24 protein-coding genes are annotated in these 17,830 nt (G+C 60.7%); 14 read left to right on the top strand and 10 right to left on the bottom strand.

Annotated elements, in window-relative coordinates; all coding sequences use genetic code 11:
* Positions 1 to 41 precede the first annotated feature (41 nt).
* The 6 genes from pmbA to DGA31_RS29755 all read left to right on the top strand — a co-directional run bounded on the left by pmbA (position 42) and on the right by DGA31_RS29755 (position 4,844).
* A complete protein-coding gene (gene pmbA / locus DGA31_RS02350) occupies positions 42 to 1,388 on the top strand; it encodes a metalloprotease PmbA (protein WP_109511399.1) in 1,347 nt (448 codons plus the stop codon).
* A gap of 394 nt (positions 1,389 to 1,782) precedes the next feature.
* Positions 1,783 to 2,178, top strand: a complete 396-nt coding sequence (locus tag DGA31_RS02345) for a hypothetical protein (RefSeq protein WP_056834131.1) — start codon at positions 1,783 to 1,785, stop codon at positions 2,176 to 2,178.
* Complete coding sequence (locus tag DGA31_RS02340) at positions 2,171 to 3,547, top strand: class II fumarate hydratase (RefSeq protein ID WP_109511398.1); 1,377 nt, start codon at positions 2,171 to 2,173, stop codon at positions 3,545 to 3,547. The genes DGA31_RS02345 and DGA31_RS02340 overlap by 8 nt, the downstream gene beginning before the upstream one ends.
* Positions 3,548 to 3,574: 27 nt before the next feature.
* Positions 3,575 to 4,030 carry a tetratricopeptide repeat protein gene (locus tag DGA31_RS02335; RefSeq protein ID WP_109511397.1) on the top strand — a complete coding sequence of 152 codons (456 nt, stop codon included), beginning with the start codon at positions 3,575 to 3,577 and terminating at the stop codon, positions 4,028 to 4,030.
* A gap of 1 nt (position 4,031) precedes the next feature.
* Complete coding sequence (locus DGA31_RS02330; RefSeq protein WP_109511396.1) at positions 4,032 to 4,643, top strand: superoxide dismutase; 612 nt, start codon at positions 4,032 to 4,034, stop codon at positions 4,641 to 4,643.
* Between the two features lie 27 nt (positions 4,644 to 4,670).
* A complete protein-coding gene (locus DGA31_RS29755; protein WP_153811665.1) occupies positions 4,671 to 4,844 on the top strand; it encodes a hypothetical protein in 174 nt (57 codons plus the stop codon).
* Positions 4,845 to 4,910: 66 nt separating this feature from the next.
* Here the strand turns inward: DGA31_RS29755 and DGA31_RS02325 are convergent, their stop codons facing one another.
* From DGA31_RS02325 to DGA31_RS02280, 10 genes are all read right to left on the bottom strand, one after another.
* The gene (locus DGA31_RS02325; protein ID WP_056834140.1) at positions 4,911 to 5,183 is read right to left on the bottom strand and encodes an HPr family phosphocarrier protein; all 273 of its coding nucleotides are present in this window, start codon (positions 5,181 to 5,183) and stop codon (positions 4,911 to 4,913) included.
* A gap of 15 nt (positions 5,184 to 5,198) precedes the next feature.
* Positions 5,199 to 6,056, bottom strand: coding sequence for an RNase adapter RapZ (gene rapZ, locus DGA31_RS02320; protein WP_056834141.1), 858 nt, complete (start codon positions 6,054 to 6,056; stop codon positions 5,199 to 5,201).
* 2 nt (positions 6,057 to 6,058) lie between these two features.
* Positions 6,059 to 6,523: a PTS IIA-like nitrogen regulatory protein PtsN gene (gene ptsN, locus DGA31_RS02315; protein ID WP_056834143.1), complete on the bottom strand. Its 465-nt coding sequence runs from the start codon at positions 6,521 to 6,523 to the stop codon at positions 6,059 to 6,061.
* Between the two features lie 11 nt (positions 6,524 to 6,534).
* Positions 6,535 to 6,843: a ribosome hibernation-promoting factor, HPF/YfiA family gene (hpf, locus tag DGA31_RS02310; RefSeq protein ID WP_056834144.1), complete on the bottom strand. Its 309-nt coding sequence runs from the start codon at positions 6,841 to 6,843 to the stop codon at positions 6,535 to 6,537.
* A 120-nt stretch (positions 6,844 to 6,963) separates the two neighbouring features.
* Positions 6,964 to 8,472: an RNA polymerase factor sigma-54 gene (locus DGA31_RS02305; protein WP_056834146.1), complete on the bottom strand. Its 1,509-nt coding sequence runs from the start codon at positions 8,470 to 8,472 to the stop codon at positions 6,964 to 6,966.
* Between the two features lie 159 nt (positions 8,473 to 8,631).
* The gene (lptB, locus tag DGA31_RS02300) at positions 8,632 to 9,357 is read right to left on the bottom strand and encodes an LPS export ABC transporter ATP-binding protein (protein WP_109511395.1); all 726 of its coding nucleotides are present in this window, start codon (positions 9,355 to 9,357) and stop codon (positions 8,632 to 8,634) included.
* Positions 9,358 to 9,903, bottom strand: coding sequence for a lipopolysaccharide transport periplasmic protein LptA (gene lptA / locus DGA31_RS02295; RefSeq protein WP_056834150.1), 546 nt, complete (start codon positions 9,901 to 9,903; stop codon positions 9,358 to 9,360).
* A complete protein-coding gene (gene lptC, locus DGA31_RS02290) occupies positions 9,890 to 10,462 on the bottom strand; it encodes an LPS export ABC transporter periplasmic protein LptC (RefSeq protein ID WP_056834151.1) in 573 nt (190 codons plus the stop codon). Before lptC ends, lptA begins: the two co-directional genes overlap by 14 nt.
* Before the next feature lie 9 nt (positions 10,463 to 10,471).
* Positions 10,472 to 11,011, bottom strand: a complete 540-nt coding sequence (locus DGA31_RS02285) for a KdsC family phosphatase (protein ID WP_109511394.1) — start codon at positions 11,009 to 11,011, stop codon at positions 10,472 to 10,474.
* Positions 11,011 to 11,985, bottom strand: a complete 975-nt coding sequence (locus DGA31_RS02280) for a KpsF/GutQ family sugar-phosphate isomerase (RefSeq protein ID WP_109511393.1) — start codon at positions 11,983 to 11,985, stop codon at positions 11,011 to 11,013. The genes DGA31_RS02285 and DGA31_RS02280 overlap by 1 nt, the downstream gene beginning before the upstream one ends.
* A 299-nt stretch (positions 11,986 to 12,284) precedes the next feature.
* Between DGA31_RS02280 and DGA31_RS02275 the strand changes: the two genes are divergently transcribed.
* The 8 genes from DGA31_RS02275 to hisG all read left to right on the top strand — a co-directional run bounded on the left by DGA31_RS02275 (position 12,285) and on the right by hisG (position 17,752).
* Complete coding sequence (locus tag DGA31_RS02275; RefSeq protein ID WP_056834156.1) at positions 12,285 to 13,094, top strand: ATP-binding cassette domain-containing protein; 810 nt, start codon at positions 12,285 to 12,287, stop codon at positions 13,092 to 13,094.
* On the top strand, positions 13,094 to 13,891 hold the full coding sequence (mlaE, locus tag DGA31_RS02270) for a lipid asymmetry maintenance ABC transporter permease subunit MlaE (protein WP_056834157.1): 798 nt from the start codon (positions 13,094 to 13,096) through the stop codon (positions 13,889 to 13,891). Before DGA31_RS02275 ends, mlaE begins: the two co-directional genes overlap by 1 nt.
* On the top strand, positions 13,891 to 14,358 hold the full coding sequence (gene mlaD / locus DGA31_RS02265; RefSeq protein ID WP_056834159.1) for an outer membrane lipid asymmetry maintenance protein MlaD: 468 nt from the start codon (positions 13,891 to 13,893) through the stop codon (positions 14,356 to 14,358). The genes mlaE and mlaD overlap by 1 nt, the downstream gene beginning before the upstream one ends.
* Positions 14,359 to 14,369: 11 nt before the next feature.
* Positions 14,370 to 15,023, top strand: a complete 654-nt coding sequence (locus DGA31_RS02260) for an MlaC/ttg2D family ABC transporter substrate-binding protein (protein ID WP_056834161.1) — start codon at positions 14,370 to 14,372, stop codon at positions 15,021 to 15,023.
* Positions 15,020 to 15,337, top strand: coding sequence for an STAS domain-containing protein (locus tag DGA31_RS02255; RefSeq protein ID WP_056834163.1), 318 nt, complete (start codon positions 15,020 to 15,022; stop codon positions 15,335 to 15,337). Before DGA31_RS02260 ends, DGA31_RS02255 begins: the two co-directional genes overlap by 4 nt.
* Positions 15,338 to 15,439: 102 nt before the next feature.
* The gene (locus tag DGA31_RS02250) at positions 15,440 to 15,679 is read left to right on the top strand and encodes a BolA family protein (RefSeq protein ID WP_056834165.1); all 240 of its coding nucleotides are present in this window, start codon (positions 15,440 to 15,442) and stop codon (positions 15,677 to 15,679) included.
* A gap of 22 nt (positions 15,680 to 15,701) precedes the next feature.
* Positions 15,702 to 16,967, top strand: coding sequence for a UDP-N-acetylglucosamine 1-carboxyvinyltransferase (gene murA / locus DGA31_RS02245; protein ID WP_056834167.1), 1,266 nt, complete (start codon positions 15,702 to 15,704; stop codon positions 16,965 to 16,967).
* Between the two features lie 149 nt (positions 16,968 to 17,116).
* Positions 17,117 to 17,752, top strand: coding sequence for an ATP phosphoribosyltransferase (hisG, locus tag DGA31_RS02240; RefSeq protein WP_109511392.1), 636 nt, complete (start codon positions 17,117 to 17,119; stop codon positions 17,750 to 17,752).
* The last annotated feature ends 78 nt before the right edge of the window (positions 17,753 to 17,830 follow it).

The following is a 17,830-nucleotide window of genomic DNA, read 5'->3' as shown; positions in this document are numbered from 1 at the left end:
TATGTGAACTGTGCCGAAAGCAGAATTTGATGGAGAAAGTCATGAGTGCAACCCAAAGCGTCGGCCCACAAGCCCTGCCAGCACTTCAGGAGCAGGTCGAGCAGATCATCGCCGAAGCCCGTCGCCAGGGCGCCAGCGCCTGTGAGGTGGCCGTCTCGGTGGACCAGGGACTGTCGACCTCGGTGCGCCAGCGCGAAGTCGAGACCGTAGAGTTCAATCGCGACCAGGGATTTGGCATCACCCTGTACGTCGGCCAGCGCAAGGGCTCGGCCAGCACTTCGGCCAGTGGTCCGGACGCTATCCGCGAAACCGTCGCCGCGGCGCTGGCGATTGCCCAGCACACCTCCGAAGACGAAAGCTCGGGGCTGGCCGATTCGGCCTTGATGGCACGCGAGCTGAAAGACTTCGATCTGTTCCATGCCTGGGACATTACCCCGGAGCAAGCCATCGAGAAGGCGCTGGTCTGCGAAGCGGCGGCGTTCGAGGCCGACAGCCGGATCCGCAATGCCGATGGCACCACCCTCAATACCCACCAGGGCTGCCGGGTGTATGGCAACAGCAATGGCTTCATCGGCGGCTATGCGTCGACCCGGCACAGCCTCAGTTGCGTCATGATCGCCGAAGATGGCGGCCAGATGCAGCGTGACTATTGGTACGACGTCAATCGTCAGGGTGATCTGCTGACCGACGCGCAGGTCATCGGGCGCAAGGCGGCCCAGCGGGCCGCCAGCCGCCTGGGCGCCCGTCCGGTGCCCACCTGCGAAGTGCCGGTGCTGTTTTCTGCCGAATTGGCCGGCGGTCTGTTCGGCAGTTTTCTCGGGGCCATTTCCGGCGGCAACCTGTACCGCAAGTCGTCCTTCCTGGAAGGCACGCTGGGTCAACGCCTGTTCCCTGAGTGGCTGACCATCGATGAGCGTCCGCACCTGATCCATGCATTGGGCAGTGCGTCCTTCGATGGCGATGGCCTGGCCACCTACGCCAAGCCGTTCGTCGAGAATGGCGATCTGGTCTCGTACATGCTGAGCACTTACTCCGGCCGCAAGCTGGGCCTGCCGAGCACGGCCAATGCCGGCGGCGTGCATAACCTGTTCGTCACCCACGGTACTGAAGACCAGGCGGCCCTGGTGCGTCGTATGGGGCGTGGCCTGCTGGTGACCGAACTGATGGGCAGCGGCTTGAACATGGTAACGGGTGACTATTCGCGTGGGGCGGCCGGCTTCTGGGTCGAGAACGGCGAGATCCAGTTCCCGGTCCAGGAAGTGACGATCGCCGGCAATATGCGCGACATGTTCAAGCAGATTGTGGCCATCGGCAGTGATCTTGAACTGCGCAGCAACATCCGCACCGGCTCGGTGCTGATCGAACGCATGACCGTCGCCGGCAGTTGAAACCGCCCGGTGTAGGAGCGCGCTTGCCGGTATGCCGGACCACCGCGACCGGCTGCGTTAGCAGTCGTAAATTTGTGGCGTTTCATAGATTTATAGCCGTAAATTTTCAGCGTTTCGTAGATTTACAGCCGTAAATCTTCAGCGTTTCGCAGATTTACAGCCGTAAATTTTCAGCGTTTCGCAGATTTACAGCTGTAAATCTCAGCGTTTCCGAGATTTTGCGAGCGCTATCGCACTCGGTCGCGGGCAAGCGCGCTCCTACCCGCAATCCCCCATTCCTCCTTCTTTGTCCCTCCCTCTCCAGCACCCCAAAAAACAGATTCACGCCAGAGTCTTGTTTTGATTCTTAATCTCATTCAATAATGAATATCATTTCTTGGCTGAGTCATGGGTCATGGGGTCTGTCCTGCACGAGCTGCCTTACCTGGATAACTGGCGCGAACTGGGTCTGCGGATCCGCTGTGCGCTGGATCCCGATGAGCCGCGCCTGATCGAGCATTACCTCGCTGAAGGGCGTTATCTGGCGCGTTTCACTGCCACGCCCAAGGCCCTGATTGCCCTGACCGCCTTGCGTCTGCTGCTCGACACGGCACGCGATACCGTCCTGCCCTGGCACTGGCGCTGCCTGTGCCTGGATCAAGCCTGGCGCCCGTTGCGCGACGTCAAGGCCCTGGCTGTGACCCCGGCCCGGCATCGCCAGTGGCAAGCCTGTGTCCATGAACTGGCTACATGCGTGCTGCAGCCGTCGATCTCTCTCACTGAACTGGTCCAAGGATATTCCGATGAGTAATACCCGTATCGAACGCGACAGCATGGGCGAACTGCAGGTGCCGGCCGAAGCCCTGTATGGCGCACAGACCCAGCGTGCGGTCGACAATTTCCCGATCAGCCAGCAGCGCATGCCGCGGCAGTTCATCCGCGCGCTGTTGCTGGCCAAGGCCGCCGCCGCCAAGGCCAACCTGGAGCTGGAGCAGATCAGCGAAGGGCAGAGCAAGGCCATCGTCCAGGCGGTCAACGACCTGCTGGCCGGCGATTTCATGGTCCACTTTCCGGTCGATGTCTTCCAGACCGGCTCCGGCACCAGCTCCAACATGAATGCCAACGAAGTGATCGCGACCCTGGCGACCCGCATTCATGGCGAGGCGATCAATGCCAATGACCACGTCAATTGTGGCCAGAGCAGCAACGACATCATCCCGACCACTATCCACGTCAGCGCGGCACTGGCCCTGCATGAGCACTTGCTGCCTGCCTTGCAGCATCTGATCGAGGTCACCGAGCACAAGGCCGCCCAGGTGCATCCGTTCGTCAAGACCGGTCGCACCCACCTCATGGACGCCATGCCGGTGCGTTTGAGCCAGGTGCTCAATGGCTGGGCACAGCAGATTCGCGCCAACCTCGAACATCTCCAGGCCTTGCAGCCAAGCCTGCAATCGCTGGCCCAGGGCGGCACGGCGGTGGGCACCGGGATCAACGCACACCCTGAGTTTGCCGTGCGCTTCAACGCCCAGCTGAGCGCGCTGAGCGGTGTGGCGTTCAAGCCGGGCAAGGACCTGTTTGCCCTGATCGGTTCGCAGGACACTGCCGTCGCGGTCTCCGGCCAGCTCAAGGCCACGGCCGTCTCGTTGATGAAGATTGCCAATGACTTGCGCTGGATGAACTCCGGTCCCTTGGCGGGCCTGGGCGAGATTGAGCTGGAGGCGCTGCAGCCGGGATCATCGATCATGCCTGGCAAGGTCAATCCGGTGATTCCGGAAGCCACGGCAATGGTCGCCGCGCAAGTGATCGGCAATGACATGGCCATTACTGTGGCCGGCCAGTCCGGCAACTTCGAACTGAACGTGATGCTGCCGATCATCGCCCAGAATCTGTTGGCCAGCATCGAATTGTTGGCCAATGCCAGTCGCCTGCTGGCCGACAAGGCCATCAGCAGCTTCAAGGTCAACCAGGAAAAACTCCAGGAAGCGCTGTCGCGCAACCCGATCCTGGTGACCGCATTGAACCCGATCATCGGTTACCAGAAAGCTGCCGAGATCGCCAAGAAGGCCTATCAGCAAGGCCGTCCGATCATCGACGTGGCGCTGGAACATACCGACCTGCAACGCAGCCAGCTGGAAGTGTTGCTCAACCCTGAAAAACTGACCGCTGGCGGTATCTGAACCGCCGCCATGCCTCTGGAGGTAGTCATGCAGCATTGGAAACGGACCATCGAACAGGCCAATCGCTGTTTCAATCTCGGCGAGTGGGTAGAAGCTCGTGAGTTGTACCTCCAGGCGCTGGCGCTGGCGCAGGTGCTGTTCGAGCGCTGGGCGGACCCGGATGAAGCGGTCGCCGCCTGCGTCATTTCACACCATAACCTGGCCGACCTGCATTTGAGCCTGGGACAGCCGGAGGAGAGCGCCGAATACCTGTGTGCGATCCATCAGCGCCTGTTGCAGGCCATGCAGGATTCGCGCTTGCGCGACGCCCTGCGCCAGGCTGCCTTGCGCCATAGCAACAAGACCTATGCCGAGTTGCTGGGCTTTATCAGCGAGCACGGCGAATACCCACGTACCCATCGACTGCTGAACAGCAACAGCGAGCACGCCCGCACGTCGTTGCAAAAGCCTTCAGCTACTCATTACCTGCACGGAGTCCATTGACATGTCTCACACCCTGCCTGAATTGCCGTATGCCTACGAGGCACTGGAGCCGTACGTCGATACGGAAACGATGAAGATTCACCATACCAAGCACCACCAGACCTACATCGACAACCTGAACAAAGCCGTTGCCGGTACTGAATATGAGCAGCTCCCGGTCGAGGAACTGGTCGGCAAGGCCAAGGAACTGCCAGAGAACCTGCGCGCGGTGGTCGTCAATCATGGTGGCGGTCATGCCAACCACTCGCTGTTCTGGACGGTCATGAAGCCCGGCGGTGGTGGCGAGCCGACAGGTGACCTGGCCGCTGGCATTGCTCAGGACCTGGGCGGTTTCGAGGCCTTCAAGGCCGCCTTCACCGACGCGGCCGTCAAACGTTTCGGCAGCGGCTGGGCCTGGTTGAGTGTGACACCCGAGAAGAAACTGGTGGTCGAGCACAGCGCCAACCAGGACAGCCCGTTAATGCACGGCAATACGCCAATTCTGGGCCTCGACGTCTGGGAACATGCCTATTACCTCAAGTACCAGAACCGTCGCGCCGAATACATCGGTGCTTTCTACAATGTCATCAACTGGGATGAAGTCGCTCGCCGCTACCAGGCGACCAAGGGCTGATTCATTCGTCACCATCCAGGGTGCCTCATGCGTTCACTAACACCAATCAACCGCCGTGCACGCAGGCTTCGCCTGATAGTCGGCAGCCTCTTGCTGCTGGCCGGCACCTGTTTGCTGGTGGTCCAGGGGCTGGCCTGGTTCGATCTGGAGCCTTGTGGGCTACGGACCCTGGAGCAGGGGACTGCCTGCACCCTGGGTTAAGACGGTAAACAAAAAAGGGGCGCCTGGTGAACAGGGCCCCTTTTTGCTATCAACAGCGCCGCAGTATTACTCGCCCTCGTCAAACTTGTTGTTGATCAGTTCGACGATGCTTTGCAGTGCCTGTTCCGCATCGTCGCCCTCGGCGGACACGTGCAGTTCGGTGCCCTTGCCGGCCGCAAGCATCATGACGCCCATGATGCTTTTGCCGTCGATAAGCGTTTCAGGTGTGCGACCGATCCTGATCTGGCAGGGAAACTTGCCGGCCACGCCGACAAACTTGGCGGCGGCCCGGGCATGAAGGCCGAGTTTGTTGATGATGGTGATCTGGCAAGCGGGCATCGCAGTGGAAATCCTTCAGCTGAGGTCGCGGTGGCGAACCTGGACGTTCTTGAGTGATTGTTGCAGAACCTGGCCCAGGCGCTCGGTCAGGTAGACCGAACGGTGGTGTCCGCCGGTACAGCCAATGGCAATGGTCACATAGGAGCGGTTGCTGGCGGCGAAGCGCGGCAACCATTTATTGAGGTAGGTGAAGATGTCCTGGAACATTTCCTCGACATCAGGCTGCGCTGCCAGGTACTCGGCCACTATGGGCTCAAGCCCTGAATGGTCGCGCAGTTCAGGCTTCCAGTACGGGTTGGGCAGGCAGCGCACATCGAACACCAGGTCGGCGTCCACGGGCATGCCACGCTTGAAGCCGAACGACTCGATGAGAAAGGCCGTGCCGGGCTCGGGCTTGTTCAACAGGCGCAGCTTCAAGGTGTCACGCAACTGATAGAGGTTCAGGTGCGTCGTGTTGATCTTCAGGTCGGCCAGGTCGATGATCGGCCCCAGCAGTTGGCTCTCGTCGCGGATGGCCTCGGCCAGCGAGCGCTGTGCATTGCTCAACGGGTGACGACGACGGGTCTCGGAAAAGCGCTTGAGCAGCGTGGCATCGTCAGCGTCCAGATACAGCACGTCGCAAGAGATGTGCCGGGCACGGACTTCGTCGAGGATCTGCGGAAATCGGGTCAGGTGGCTGGGCATATTGCGCGCGTCGATCGACACGGCCAGCAGCGGCTCGGCCTGCTCGCTGTTGAGCAGGGCGCGCTCGGCCAGTTCGGGCAACAGGCCGGCCGGCAGGTTATCGACGCAGTAGAAGCCATTGTCTTCCAGTACGTCGAGTGCCGTGCTCTTGCCTGAGCCTGAGCGGCCACTGACGATGATCATGCGCATGCTCAATGGCCTTTGAGTTTTTCCAGTACTAAATCGTAAAGCGCCTGACTGCTTTTCGCGCTGCGCAACTGGTCGCGTACATCGCTGCGATCAAGCATGCCGGCAATCTGGCTCAGCAGCTTGAGATGTTCGTCCGTGGCCGCCTGTGGTACCAGCAGTACGAACAGCAGGTCGACGGGCTCACCGTCGATAGCATCGAACTCCACTGCCTTGTCGAGCAACAGAACCGCACTGACCGGTTCTACGCAGTCATTCAGGCGGCAGTGAGGAATGGCGATGCCATTGCCAAAGCCGGTCGAGCCCAGTTTTTCGCGGGCCAGCAGTTTTTCAAATACGTCTTGTGCGTCCAGGGCGGGTACTTCACGCCCGATGAGGTTGGCGATCTGTTCAAGCACGCGTTTCTTGCTGCCTCCCGGCACGTTCACCAGGGAACGGCCGGGGGTCAGTATGTTTTCAAGTCGAATCATGGGTTGGTATGTCAGCGCGCTGTCGCACCCTTGAGGATGCTTTGCTGCTTTTCCTTGTGCTTGAGCAATTGTCTGTCGAGCTTGTCGGTGAGCAGGTCGATGGCCGCGTACATGTCGTCATGTTCGGCGTTGGCTACGACCTCCCCACCATGAATATGCAAAGTGGCTTCGATTTTCTGCTTCAGCTTCTCGACCGTCATCGTGACCTGGACGTTGGTGATCTTGTCGAAATGCCCTTCGAGCTTCTTGAGTTTGAGCTCCACATACTCACGAAGGGGTTTGGTCACTTCCAGATGTTGTCCACTGATATTGACTTGCATACAGCTTTCTCCCTTTGCCAGTGCATAAGAGACAGGCCGGTGACCTGCCACTGGAACGCTGTGGCCTGCGCCTGCAAGCAGCGGTGAGCTCTGGTACGCCACCTGCAGGTGCTTCGTCCGCTACATCAGCCGCTTACGCTCGCTGGATGGCGCTATCCCGAGGGATTCGCGGTACTTGGCGACTGTGCGACGGGCGACTTGAATGCCTTGTGCCTCCAGTAAACCAGCGATCTTGCTGTCGCTCAATGGCTTTTTCTGATTTTCCGCCGCCACCAGTTTCTTGATGATGGCGCGAATGGCCGTGGACGAGCATTCGCCGCCTTCGGAGGTGCTGACGTGGCTGGAAAAGAAGTATTTCAGTTCGTATATGCCACGCGGCGTGTGCATGAATTTCTGCGTGGTGACCCGGGAAATGGTCGATTCATGCATGCCCACGGCTTCGGCGATGTCATGCAGCACCAGTGGCTTCATGGCCTCGTCGCCGTATTCGAGAAAGCCGCGCTGGTGCTCGACGATCTGGGTGGCCACCTTCATCAGTGTTTCGTTGCGGCTTTGCAGGCTCTTGATGAACCAGCGGGCTTCCTGCAACTGATTGCGCATGAAGGTGTTGTCGGCGCTGGTGTCGGCGCGGCGCACGAAACCGGCGTACTGCGGGTTGACCCGCAAGCGTGGCACCGCTTCCTGGTTCAGTTCGACCAGCCAGCGCTCGCTGTCCTTGCGCACAATGACATCGGGCACGACATATTCCGGCTCGCTGGACTCGATCTGCGAGCCCGGCCGTGGATTGAGGCTCTGGACCAGTTCGATGACCTGGCGCAGGTCATCTTCCTTGAGCTTCATGCGACGCATCAGTTGCGAGTAGTCGCGCCCGCCCAGCAGATCGATGTAGTCGGTGACCAGGCGCTGGGCTTCGCTCAGCCAGGGCGTACTGGCATGCATCTGGCGCAGTTGCAGCAGCAGGCATTCGCTCAGGGTGCGGGCACCGACGCCGGCCGGTTCGAATTGCTGGATGCGATGCAGCACGGCTTCGATTTCATCGCGTTCGATGTCCAGTTCGGGATCGAAGGCTTCCAGCAGCTCTTCCAGCGACTCTTCCAGATACCCCTGATTGTTGATGCAGTCGATCAGGGTGACGGCAATGAGGCGGTCGGTGTCGGACATCGGCGCGACGTTGAGCTGCCACAGCAGATGGCTCTGCAGGCTTTCACCGACAGAGGTGCGGGTGGTGAAGTCCCACTCGTCATCATCATTGCTGGGCAGGCTGCTGGCGCTGGTCTGGTAGATGTCTTCCCAGGCCGTGTCGACCGGCAGTTCGTTAGGGATGCGCTCGTTCCATTCGCCTTCTTCAAGATTGTCCACGGTGGGTGCGGACGATTCCTGATAGGTCGAATCCTGGGGCTCGTGTTCACGCTCGTTGCCCGGCTTGTTTTCGATATTGTCCGCCATCGGGTCGGAATTATCGAAATCGTCGCCTTCTTCCTGGCGTTCCAGCATGGGGTTGGATTCCAGGGCTTCCTGGATTTCCTGCTGCAAGTCCAGGGTCGACAACTGGAGTAAGCGGATAGCCTGTTGCAGCTGCGGTGTCATCGTCAGCTGCTGGCCCATTCTCAAGACTAGCGATGGTTTCATGGCAGTGGCTCAACACCTTACATTCGCCGGCGCGCGTGCGCCATCCACTACAGGGCGCCTGGGCGCCGCCTTTTATAAGCAAGTTATATGCCTGAAATTCAAGCGCTTGCCTAGAGCGCCACGACAAATAATCCGCTGTCAATGGTCATTGTGGTCGGTCTAGAGGCGGAACTCGTGTCCGAGGTAGACCTCTTTGACCAACTGGTTGGCCAGGATGGTCTCGGCATCGCCTTCGGCGATCAACTGTCCATCATTGACGATGTAGGCGGTTTCGCAGATGTCCAGGGTTTCACGGACGTTGTGATCGGTGATCAGTACGCCAATGCCCTTGGCCTTCAGGTGATGAATGATCTGCTTGATATCGCCGACCGAAATCGGGTCGACACCGGCAAAGGGCTCGTCCAGCAGGATGAACTTGGGGGCAGTGGCCAGTGCCCGGGCAATTTCCACGCGGCGCCGCTCGCCACCGGACAGGCTCATGCCCAGGCTGTCGCGGATATGGGTGATGTGAAACTCCTGCAAGAGGTTTTCCAGCTCCTTGCGGCGTGCCGCGCCGTCGAGCTCCTTGCGGGTTTCCAGAATGGCCATGATGTTGTCGGCCACGGTCAGCTTGCGAAAAATAGAGGCTTCCTGGGGCAGGTAGCCAATACCGGCGCGAGCCCGGCCGTGCATCGGCTGGTGGCTGACATCCAGGTCATCGATCAGTACGCGCCCCTGGTCGGCCTGCACCAGGCCGACGATCATGTAGAAACACGTCGTCTTGCCGGCACCGTTCGGGCCCAGCAGGCCGACGATCTGGCCACTGTCGATCGACAGGCTGACATCGCGTACGACCTGGCGGTTCTTGTAACTCTTGGCCAGGTGCTGGGCTTTGAGCGTTGCCATTTACTGGGCCTTCTGCTGCGGTTCGGTTTTCTTTTTCGGCTGGATGACCATGTCGATCCGTGGCCGTGGCGTCGTCACGTTGCTGCCGGTCGCGCGACCTGCACTGACGATCTGGCGCACGGTGTCGTAGACGATCTTTTCGCCTTCGGAGGTGTTGCCATCGTTGATGACCTTGGCCTTGTCGATCAGTGTGATCCGGTCCTGGCCTGCGTTGTACTGGATGGTCACGGCATAGGCCTGGACGATAGGCTTGGTCGCCGAAGGCTTCTGCTCGTAATAGGCCAGGTTGCCGACCGAGGTGAAAACATCGACTTCGCCCTGGGCATTGCGTGTGATGGTCACGGTGTTGCCGGTGATCTTCATCGAGCCCTGGGTGATGATGACATTGCCCTTGTAGGTGGCAACACCCTGCTTGTCGTCGAGCTGCGCATCGTCCGACTGGATATGAATCGGCTGGTCACGGTCTGTGGGCAGGGACCAGGCGCTCGCGCTTCCCAGTGCTGCGCCCAGGCCGAGCAAGAAAGGAAGAGTTTTAACGAGCCTCATACTGTCCTCTTACGTTGGACAGCAGGTCCATCCTGCCGTCGTTCAAATACGCTTTCATCCCTTTGGCCGTAGTGACACCGCCGCCGGCGTCGATTCTAACGGCTTGCTCGGTCTGCGCATATTGCTTCTGTGGGAATACGGTCATTCGAGTGCTGGTAATGACAGTCGAACGTTTCTTTTCATCGGTACGCGATACACGCACATCGTCGATCAGCTCGACCTGCTCGCCGCCGGGTGAGACTTCACCGCGCGCGCTCTGCACGTGCCACGGGAACGCCGTGCCACGGTACATCTGCAGGTCCGGCCGGGTCAGCAGGGTGACATCGGAGGCCTTGACGTGTTCGACCTTGTCGGCCGTCATTTCGTACTGCACCTTGCCGTCGGGCAGGTACTGCACGCTGCGCGCGTTCAGGGCGTAGTAGTCGATGGCGGTTTCGTCAGGCATCACGGCAGGTTGTTCCATGAAGCTCTCGGGGCTGACATTCCAGTAGCCGACCGCCGCCAGCAGGAATGCCAGCACGCCGAGTATCAGGAAGGTCCGAATTTTTTTGCTGAGCATGAGCGAAGTCTACAAGTAGGCGGCGTGGGCCGCTTCAAGGTTGCCCTGGGCGTTCAGGATCAGCTCGCAGAACTCGCGTGCTGCCCCTTCACCGCCCCGGGCGCAAGTGACGCCGTGGGCGTGCTGGCGAACGAAGCCGGCGGCATTGGCCACGGCCATCCCCAGGCCGACGCGGCGAATGACAGGCAAGTCTGGCAGATCATCCCCCAGGTAGGCGACCTGTTCGTAGCCAAGGTTCAGTTCGCCGAGCAACTGGTCAAGCACCACCAGCTTGTCTTCGCGGCCCTGGTACAAATGGGCGATGCCCAGGTTTTTGGCGCGACGCTCGACCACCGGGGTCTTGCGCCCGCTGATGATGGCCGTGCTGACGCCCGAGGCGATCAGCATCTTGATGCCCTGGCCGTCGAGGGTATTGAAGGTCTTGAATTCGCTGCCGTCTTCCAGGAAGTACAGGCGGCCATCGGTCAGCACGCCATCGACATCGAAAATCGCCAGCCTGATCTTGCTGGCGCGTTGCAGCAGTTCGTCGCTCACGGTGCGGGTCTCCATTACATGACTCCTGCGCGCAGAAGATCCTGCAGGTTGAAAGCGCCTGTGGGGCGGTCGTGTTCGTCGACCACGATCAGCGCGCTGATCTTGTGGTCTTCCATGATTTTCAGGGCCTGGGCGGCGAGCATGTCGGCGCGCGCGGTCTTGCCGTGCACGGTCATGACTTCGTCGACGGTGGTCCGGTGGATGTCGATCGGACGGTCCAGGGTGCGGCGCAGGTCGCCGTCGGTAAACACCCCGGCCAGCCGGCCGTCGTCTTCGAGAATGGCCGTCATGCCCAGGCCCTTGCGGGTCATTTCCAGCAAGGCATCACGCAGTGGGGTGCCGCGCTTTACCTGGGGGAGGGCGTCGCCACTGTGCATCACATGCTCGACCTTGAGCAGCAGGCGCCGCCCCAGCGCGCCGCCGGGGTGTGAGAACGCGAAGTCTTCAGCGGTGAAGCCGCGCGCATCGAGCAGGGCCACGGCCAGGGCATCGCCCATGACCAGCGCGGCGGTGGTCGAGGAGGTGGGGGCCAGGTTCAGCGGGCAGGCCTCCTGTTCGACGCGGGCATTGAGGTTGACGTCGGCTGCCTTGGCGAGGGTGGACCCGGGGTTGCCGGTCAGGCTGATCATCCGGATGCCCAGGCGCTTGATCAGCGGCAGCAGAGTGACGATTTCGCTGGTGGTGCCCGAGTTGGACAGGGCCAGGATCACGTCATCGCGGGTGATCATGCCCATGTCGCCATGGCTGGCTTCGGCTGGATGAACGAAGAACGCCGTGGTGCCGGTGCTGGCCAGGGTGGCGGCGATCTTGCGGCCAATGTGCCCTGACTTGCCCATGCCGACCACGACCACGCGGCCCTTGCTGCCCAGAATCAGTTCGCAGGCACGTACGAAATCGGCATCGATCTGGCCCAGCAGGCCGTCGATGGCCTCGATCTCGAGGCGGATGGTGCGCTGTGCGGAATGAATCAGGTCGTGGGTCAGGCTCATGTCTGAAATCGGTCAGCCGGGGAAAAGCCCGGGATTATAGCGGTAATATCGCTGGCGCTCACGCTCTGATCGTTGCGTGCCTGATCAAGATGGGCGTGGCCGCGAAACCGCAGCGCTTGTCGAGGGGTCTGACCTGCATCGTAACAGCATGTGAACACGAGCACGGGACGTCGGTTCTGCGCTTGGGTGACGTGATGCTGCGGTGGTATAGTTCGCGGCTTGTCCGGCCCGACCTTGTCCTCTTTGCCTCCTGCACAGTGGCCACGCGCAGGGACGAGGCCGTATTGCCAGGAGTTTAAATGAGTGCCGATGACGCTTATGCGGTCGAGTTGAAGGGCGTTACCTTCAAGCGCGGTGCCCGCAACATTTTCAGTGATGTCGATATCCGTATTCCCCGGGGCAAGGTCACGGGGATCATGGGGCCTTCAGGGTGTGGCAAGACCACGCTGCTGCGCCTCATGGGTGCCCAGTTGCGTCCCGATGCCGGTCAGGTATGGGTCAATGGCCAGAACCTGCCCGAGCTGTCGCGTGGCGATCTGTTTGATGCCCGCAAGCAGATGGGCGTGCTGTTCCAGAGCGGTGCGCTGTTCACTGACCTGGATGTGTTCGAGAACGTCGCCTTTCCCCTGCGTGTTCATACCGAGCTGCCTGAGGACATGATCCGCGACATCGTCCTGCTGAAGTTGCAGGCCGTTGGCCTGCGCGGTGCAGTCGAGCTGATGCCCGATGAACTGTCCGGCGGGATGAAGCGACGTGTGGCGCTGGCACGGGCCATTGCGCTGGATCCACAGATCCTCATGTACGACGAGCCGTTCGTCGGTCAGGACCCGATCGCCATGGGGGTGCTGGTGCGGCTGATTCGTCTGCTCAACGACGCGCTGGGCATCACCAGTATCGTGGTGTCGCATGACCTGACCGAAACGGCCAGCATTGCCGATTACCTCTATGTCGTCGGAGACGGCCAGGTCCTGGGGCAGGGCACGCCTGAAGCGCTGATGAACTCGGATAACCCGCGCATTCGTCAGTTCATGACCGGCGAGCCGGATGGCCCGGTGCCTTTTCATTATCCCGCGCCGGATTTTCGCGAAGACCTGTTGGGGAAGCGCTGATGCGCAACAAATCAATCATGGAGCGCGTGCGCCTGCTCGGGCGCTCGGCCATCGATATCGTCACGGTGATGGGACGCTCCGGCATTTTCCTGGTCAATGCCCTGCTGGGGCGTGGCAACGTCAGCGGCGGTTTCCAGTTGCTGGTTCGCCAGCTGTATTCGGTCGGCGTGCTGTCGCTGGTGATCATTGTCGTGTCCGGCATGTTCATCGGCATGGTGCTGGCCCTGCAGGGGTTCAGCATTCTGACCAAGTATGGTTCCGAACAGGCGGTGGGGCAGATGGTGGCCCTGACCCTGCTGCGCGAGCTGGCTCCGGTGGTGGCTGCGTTGTTGTTCGCCGGTCGTGCAGGGTCTGCCCTGACCGCCGAGATCGGCAACATGAAGGCCACCGAGCAGTTGTCGAGCCTGGAAATGATCGGTGTCGACCCGCTCAAGTACATCGTGGCGCCCCGCTTGTGGGCCGGCTTTATTTCATTGCCCATACTGACAGTGATCTTCAGTGTGGTCGGTATCTGGGGTGGCTCATGGGTGGCCATCGACTGGCTGGGAGTCTATGAGGGTTCCTTCTGGTCCAACATGCAGAACAGTGTTTCGTTTGTCGACGATGTGCTCAATGGCGTTCTCAAAAGCGTCGTATTTGCCTTGGTAGTGACCTGGATCGCGGTATTCCAGGGTTACGATTGCGACCCCACCTCCGAAGGGATCGGTCGGGCTACGACAAGGACTGTGGTGTACGCCTCGCTGGCTGTGCTTGGCCTGGACTTTATTCTGACCGCCTTGATGTTTGGAGATTTCTGATGCAAAACCGCGCCATCGAAACCGGTGTCGGCCTGTTCCTGCTGGCCGGCATCCTGGCCCTGCTCCTGCTGGCGTTGCGCGTCAGCGGCCTGAGCGCCAGTGCGACCAGTGACACCTATAAACTTTATGCCTACTTCGACAATATTGCCGGTTTGACTGTCAGAGCCAAGGTCAGCATGGCCGGCGTGACCATCGGCCGGGTAACGGCGATCGATCTGGATCGCGACACCTTTACCGGCCGGGTGACCCTGGAAGTCCAGAAGAAGGTGGATAACCTGCCGCTGGATTCCACGGCGTCGATCCTGACGGCGGGCCTGCTGGGCGAGAAGTACATTGGTATCAGCGTAGGCGGCGATGAAGGCCTGCTCAAGGATGGCGGTACGATCCATGACACCCAGTCGTCGCTGGTGCTTGAGGACCTGATCGGAAAATTCCTGCTCAATACAGTGAGTAAAGAAGCCAAATGAGGAGCTTGTCCATGATTTCTACCCTGCGTCGCGGTCTGCTGGTTCTGCTGGCCATGATGCCGCTGCTGGCCAGTGCAGCGGCTGCCCCGTCTGCCCATGATCTTGTGGAGCGCACCACCCGCGAGCTGCTCAGCGATCTGTCTGCCAACAAGGAGCAATACAAGGCCAGCCCCGGAGCGTTCTACGATGCGCTGAACCGTATCGTGGGTCCCGTGGTGGACGCCGATGGCATCTCGCGCAGCATCATGACCGTCAAGTACTCGCGTAACGCCACGCCTGCGCAGATGCAGCGCTTCCAGGAAAACTTCAAGCGCAGCCTGATGCAGTTCTATGGCAATGCGCTGCTGGAATACAACAACCAGGGCATCACCGTGGCACCGGCCAAGGACGAAAGCGGCGACCGCACCAGTGTCGAGATGCAGGTCAAGGGCACTAACGGTGCCGTTTATCCGGTCTCTTACACCCTGGAGAAAATCAAGGGTGAGTGGAAAGTGCGCAACGTCATCATCAATGGCATCAACATCGGCAAGCTGTTCCGTGACCAGTTCGCCGACGCCATGCAGCGCAATGGCAATAACCTGGACAAGACCATCGACGGCTGGGCCGGCGAGGTGGCCAAGGCCAAGCAGGAAACCGACAAAGCGACAGGCCAGGGCGCGCAATGACCGAGACGGCCGTACGTCTGGCCGGTGCCGGTGAGTTGCGCCTGGACGGCGTGCTCGATTACCGGTCCGGCCCGCAGCTGCGCAAGCAGGGCGCTGCCCTGATTCGCTCCAGCTCGCTGGACAGCCTGGTCATCGACTGCTCCGGCGTCGAGAAATCCAGCAGCGTCGGGCTGGCGCTGCTGCTGGCGTTCATGCGCGACGCGCATGAGGCCGGCAAGTCGGTCAGTGTCCATTCGCTGCCTGACGATATGCGCAAGATTGCCGAAGTCTCAGGAGTGAGCGAGCTTTTCGGCACTCAATCGTCAACCGCCTGATCGCAAGCCCCCGGTCGCCACTCTTTGATGAGGGTTCGCATCGCAGGGGCTTTTTTGTATCATGGCCGACCCGCGCGCACCGAGCGCCGAACGAGGTTAAGCATGCAGGCTGTCGAAGTGAAAAGCTTCCTTGAAGGAAAGCTGCCCGATATCAATGTGGAAGTCGAAGGCGAAGGCTGCAACTTCCAGCTGAATATCATCAGTGACGAGCTGGCCGCCCTGAGCCCCGTCAAGCGTCAGCAACAGATCTACACACATTTGAACCCCTGGATCGCCGATGGCAGCATCCATGCGGTCACCATGAAATTCTTCAGCCGCGCGGCCTGGGCCGAGCGCGCCTGACCTTACGGGTGTCGAAACTGCAATGGACAAACTGATTATTACCGGCGGCGTCCGGCTGGACGGCGAAATTCGCATTTCCGGCGCCAAGAACTCGGCCTTGCCGATTCTGGCGGCGACCTTGCTGGCCGATGGGCCGGTCACGGTCCAGAACCTGCCACACCTGCATGACATCACCACCATGATCGAGCTGTTCGGTCGCATGGGCATTGAGCCGGTGATCGACGAGAAACTCAGCGTCGAAATCGACCCGCGCACCATCAAGACCCTGATCGCGCCGTACGAACTGGTGAAAACCATGCGTGCCTCGATCCTGGTGCTGGGCCCGATGGTCGCCCGTTTCGGTGAGGCCGAAGTGGCCCTGCCGGGCGGTTGCGCCATTGGCTCGCGACCGGTCGACCTGCACATCCGTGGCCTGGAAGCCATGGGCGCGATCATCGATGTCGACGGTGGCTACATCAAGGCCAAGGCGCCTGAAGGCGGCCTGCGTGGCGCGCACTTCTTCTTCGATACCGTCAGTGTGACCGGGACCGAGAACATCATGATGGCCGCCAGCCTGGCCCGTGGTCGTTCGGTCCTGCAAAACGCGGCACGCGAGCCTGAAGTGGTCGACCTGGCCAACTTCCTGATCGCCATGGGCGCCAATATCCAGGGTGCGGGCACCGACACCATCACCATCGATGGCGTCGAGCGTCTGCATTCGGCCACCTACCGGGTCATGCCCGACCGTATCGAGACCGGCACCTATCTGGTGGCGGCGGCGGCCACCGGTGGTCGCGTCAAGGTCAAGGACACCGATCCGACTATCCTTGAGGCGGTACTGCTCAAGCTGCAGGAAGCGGGCGCCGAGGTCACCACCGGCGAAGACTGGATCGAGCTGAACATGCACGGTCGTCGTCCCAAGGCCGTCAACATCCGCACCGCGCCGTACCCGGCATTCCCCACCGACATGCAGGCGCAGTTCATCTCGCTCAACGCCATTGCCGAAGGCACCGGTGCCGTGATCGAGACGATCTTCGAAAACCGCTTCATGCACGTGTATGAAATGCACCGCATGGGCGCGCAGATCCAGGTCGAAGGCAATACTGCGATCGTGACCGGAACCGACGTGCTCAAGGGCGCACCGGTCATGGCCACCGACCTGCGGGCTTCTGCCAGCCTGGTGATTTCGGCGCTGGTCGCCGAAGGCGACACGCTGATCGACCGCATCTATCACATAGACCGCGGCTATGAGTGCATCGAAGAAAAACTGCAAATGCTGGGCGCGAAGATCCGTCGCGTTCCGGGCTAGTCGACAACGGCCTCTCTCGAGGCCGTTGCTTTGCGCGCCGGTGTGATTTCTAATGCGTGACCCGGTTTGTTGCGTTTTGCGCGCCTGCAGGCCGGGCAAGCCCTGGGGACACCCGGGCATGAGTTTCCTGATAAGGACTTACGTTTTCCATGTTGACCATCGCATTGTCCAAGGGCCGCATCCTCGATGACACCCTGCCGCTGCTTGCTGCAGCCGGCATCGTGCCCACCGAGAATCCGGACAAGAGCCGCAAGCTCATCATTCCCACGACCCAGGACGATGTCCGCCTGTTGATCGTGCGCGCCACCGACGTGCCGACCTATGTCGAGCACGGCGCGGCCGACCTGGGGGTCGCCGGCAAGGACGTGCTGATGGAATACGGCGGCCAGGGGCTGTACGAGCCGCTGGACCTGAACATTGCCCGTTGCAAGCTGATGACTGCCGGTGCCATCGGTGCCGTCGAGCCCAAGGGGCGCCTGCGGGTGGCCACCAAGTTCGTCAATGTCGCCAAGCGCTATTACGCCGAGCAGGGCCGCCAGGTCGACATCATCAAGCTGTACGGCTCGATGGAGCTGGCGCCGCTGATCGGTCTGGCCGACAAGATCATCGATGTGGTCGACACCGGCAACACCTTGCGCGCCAATGGTCTTGAACCCCAGGAAATGATCGCGCACATCAGTTCGCGCCTGGTGGTCAACAAGGCTTCCATGAAGATGCAGCACGCCCGCATCCAGGCCCTGATCGACACCCTGCGCCAGGCGGTCGAATCCCGACACCACGGCTGACCTTCCTGCGCGGCATTCGCCGCGTCCAGCTATCCGTGTCATAGCCAAATTTCTCAGGTGTCAGCGCGGATAGCTTGG

The organism is Pseudomonas ovata (assembly GCF_003131185.1).
Lineage (GTDB): Bacteria > Pseudomonadota > Gammaproteobacteria > Pseudomonadales > Pseudomonadaceae > Aquipseudomonas > Aquipseudomonas ovata.
This window is presented reverse-complemented; position numbering and strand designations above follow the sequence as displayed.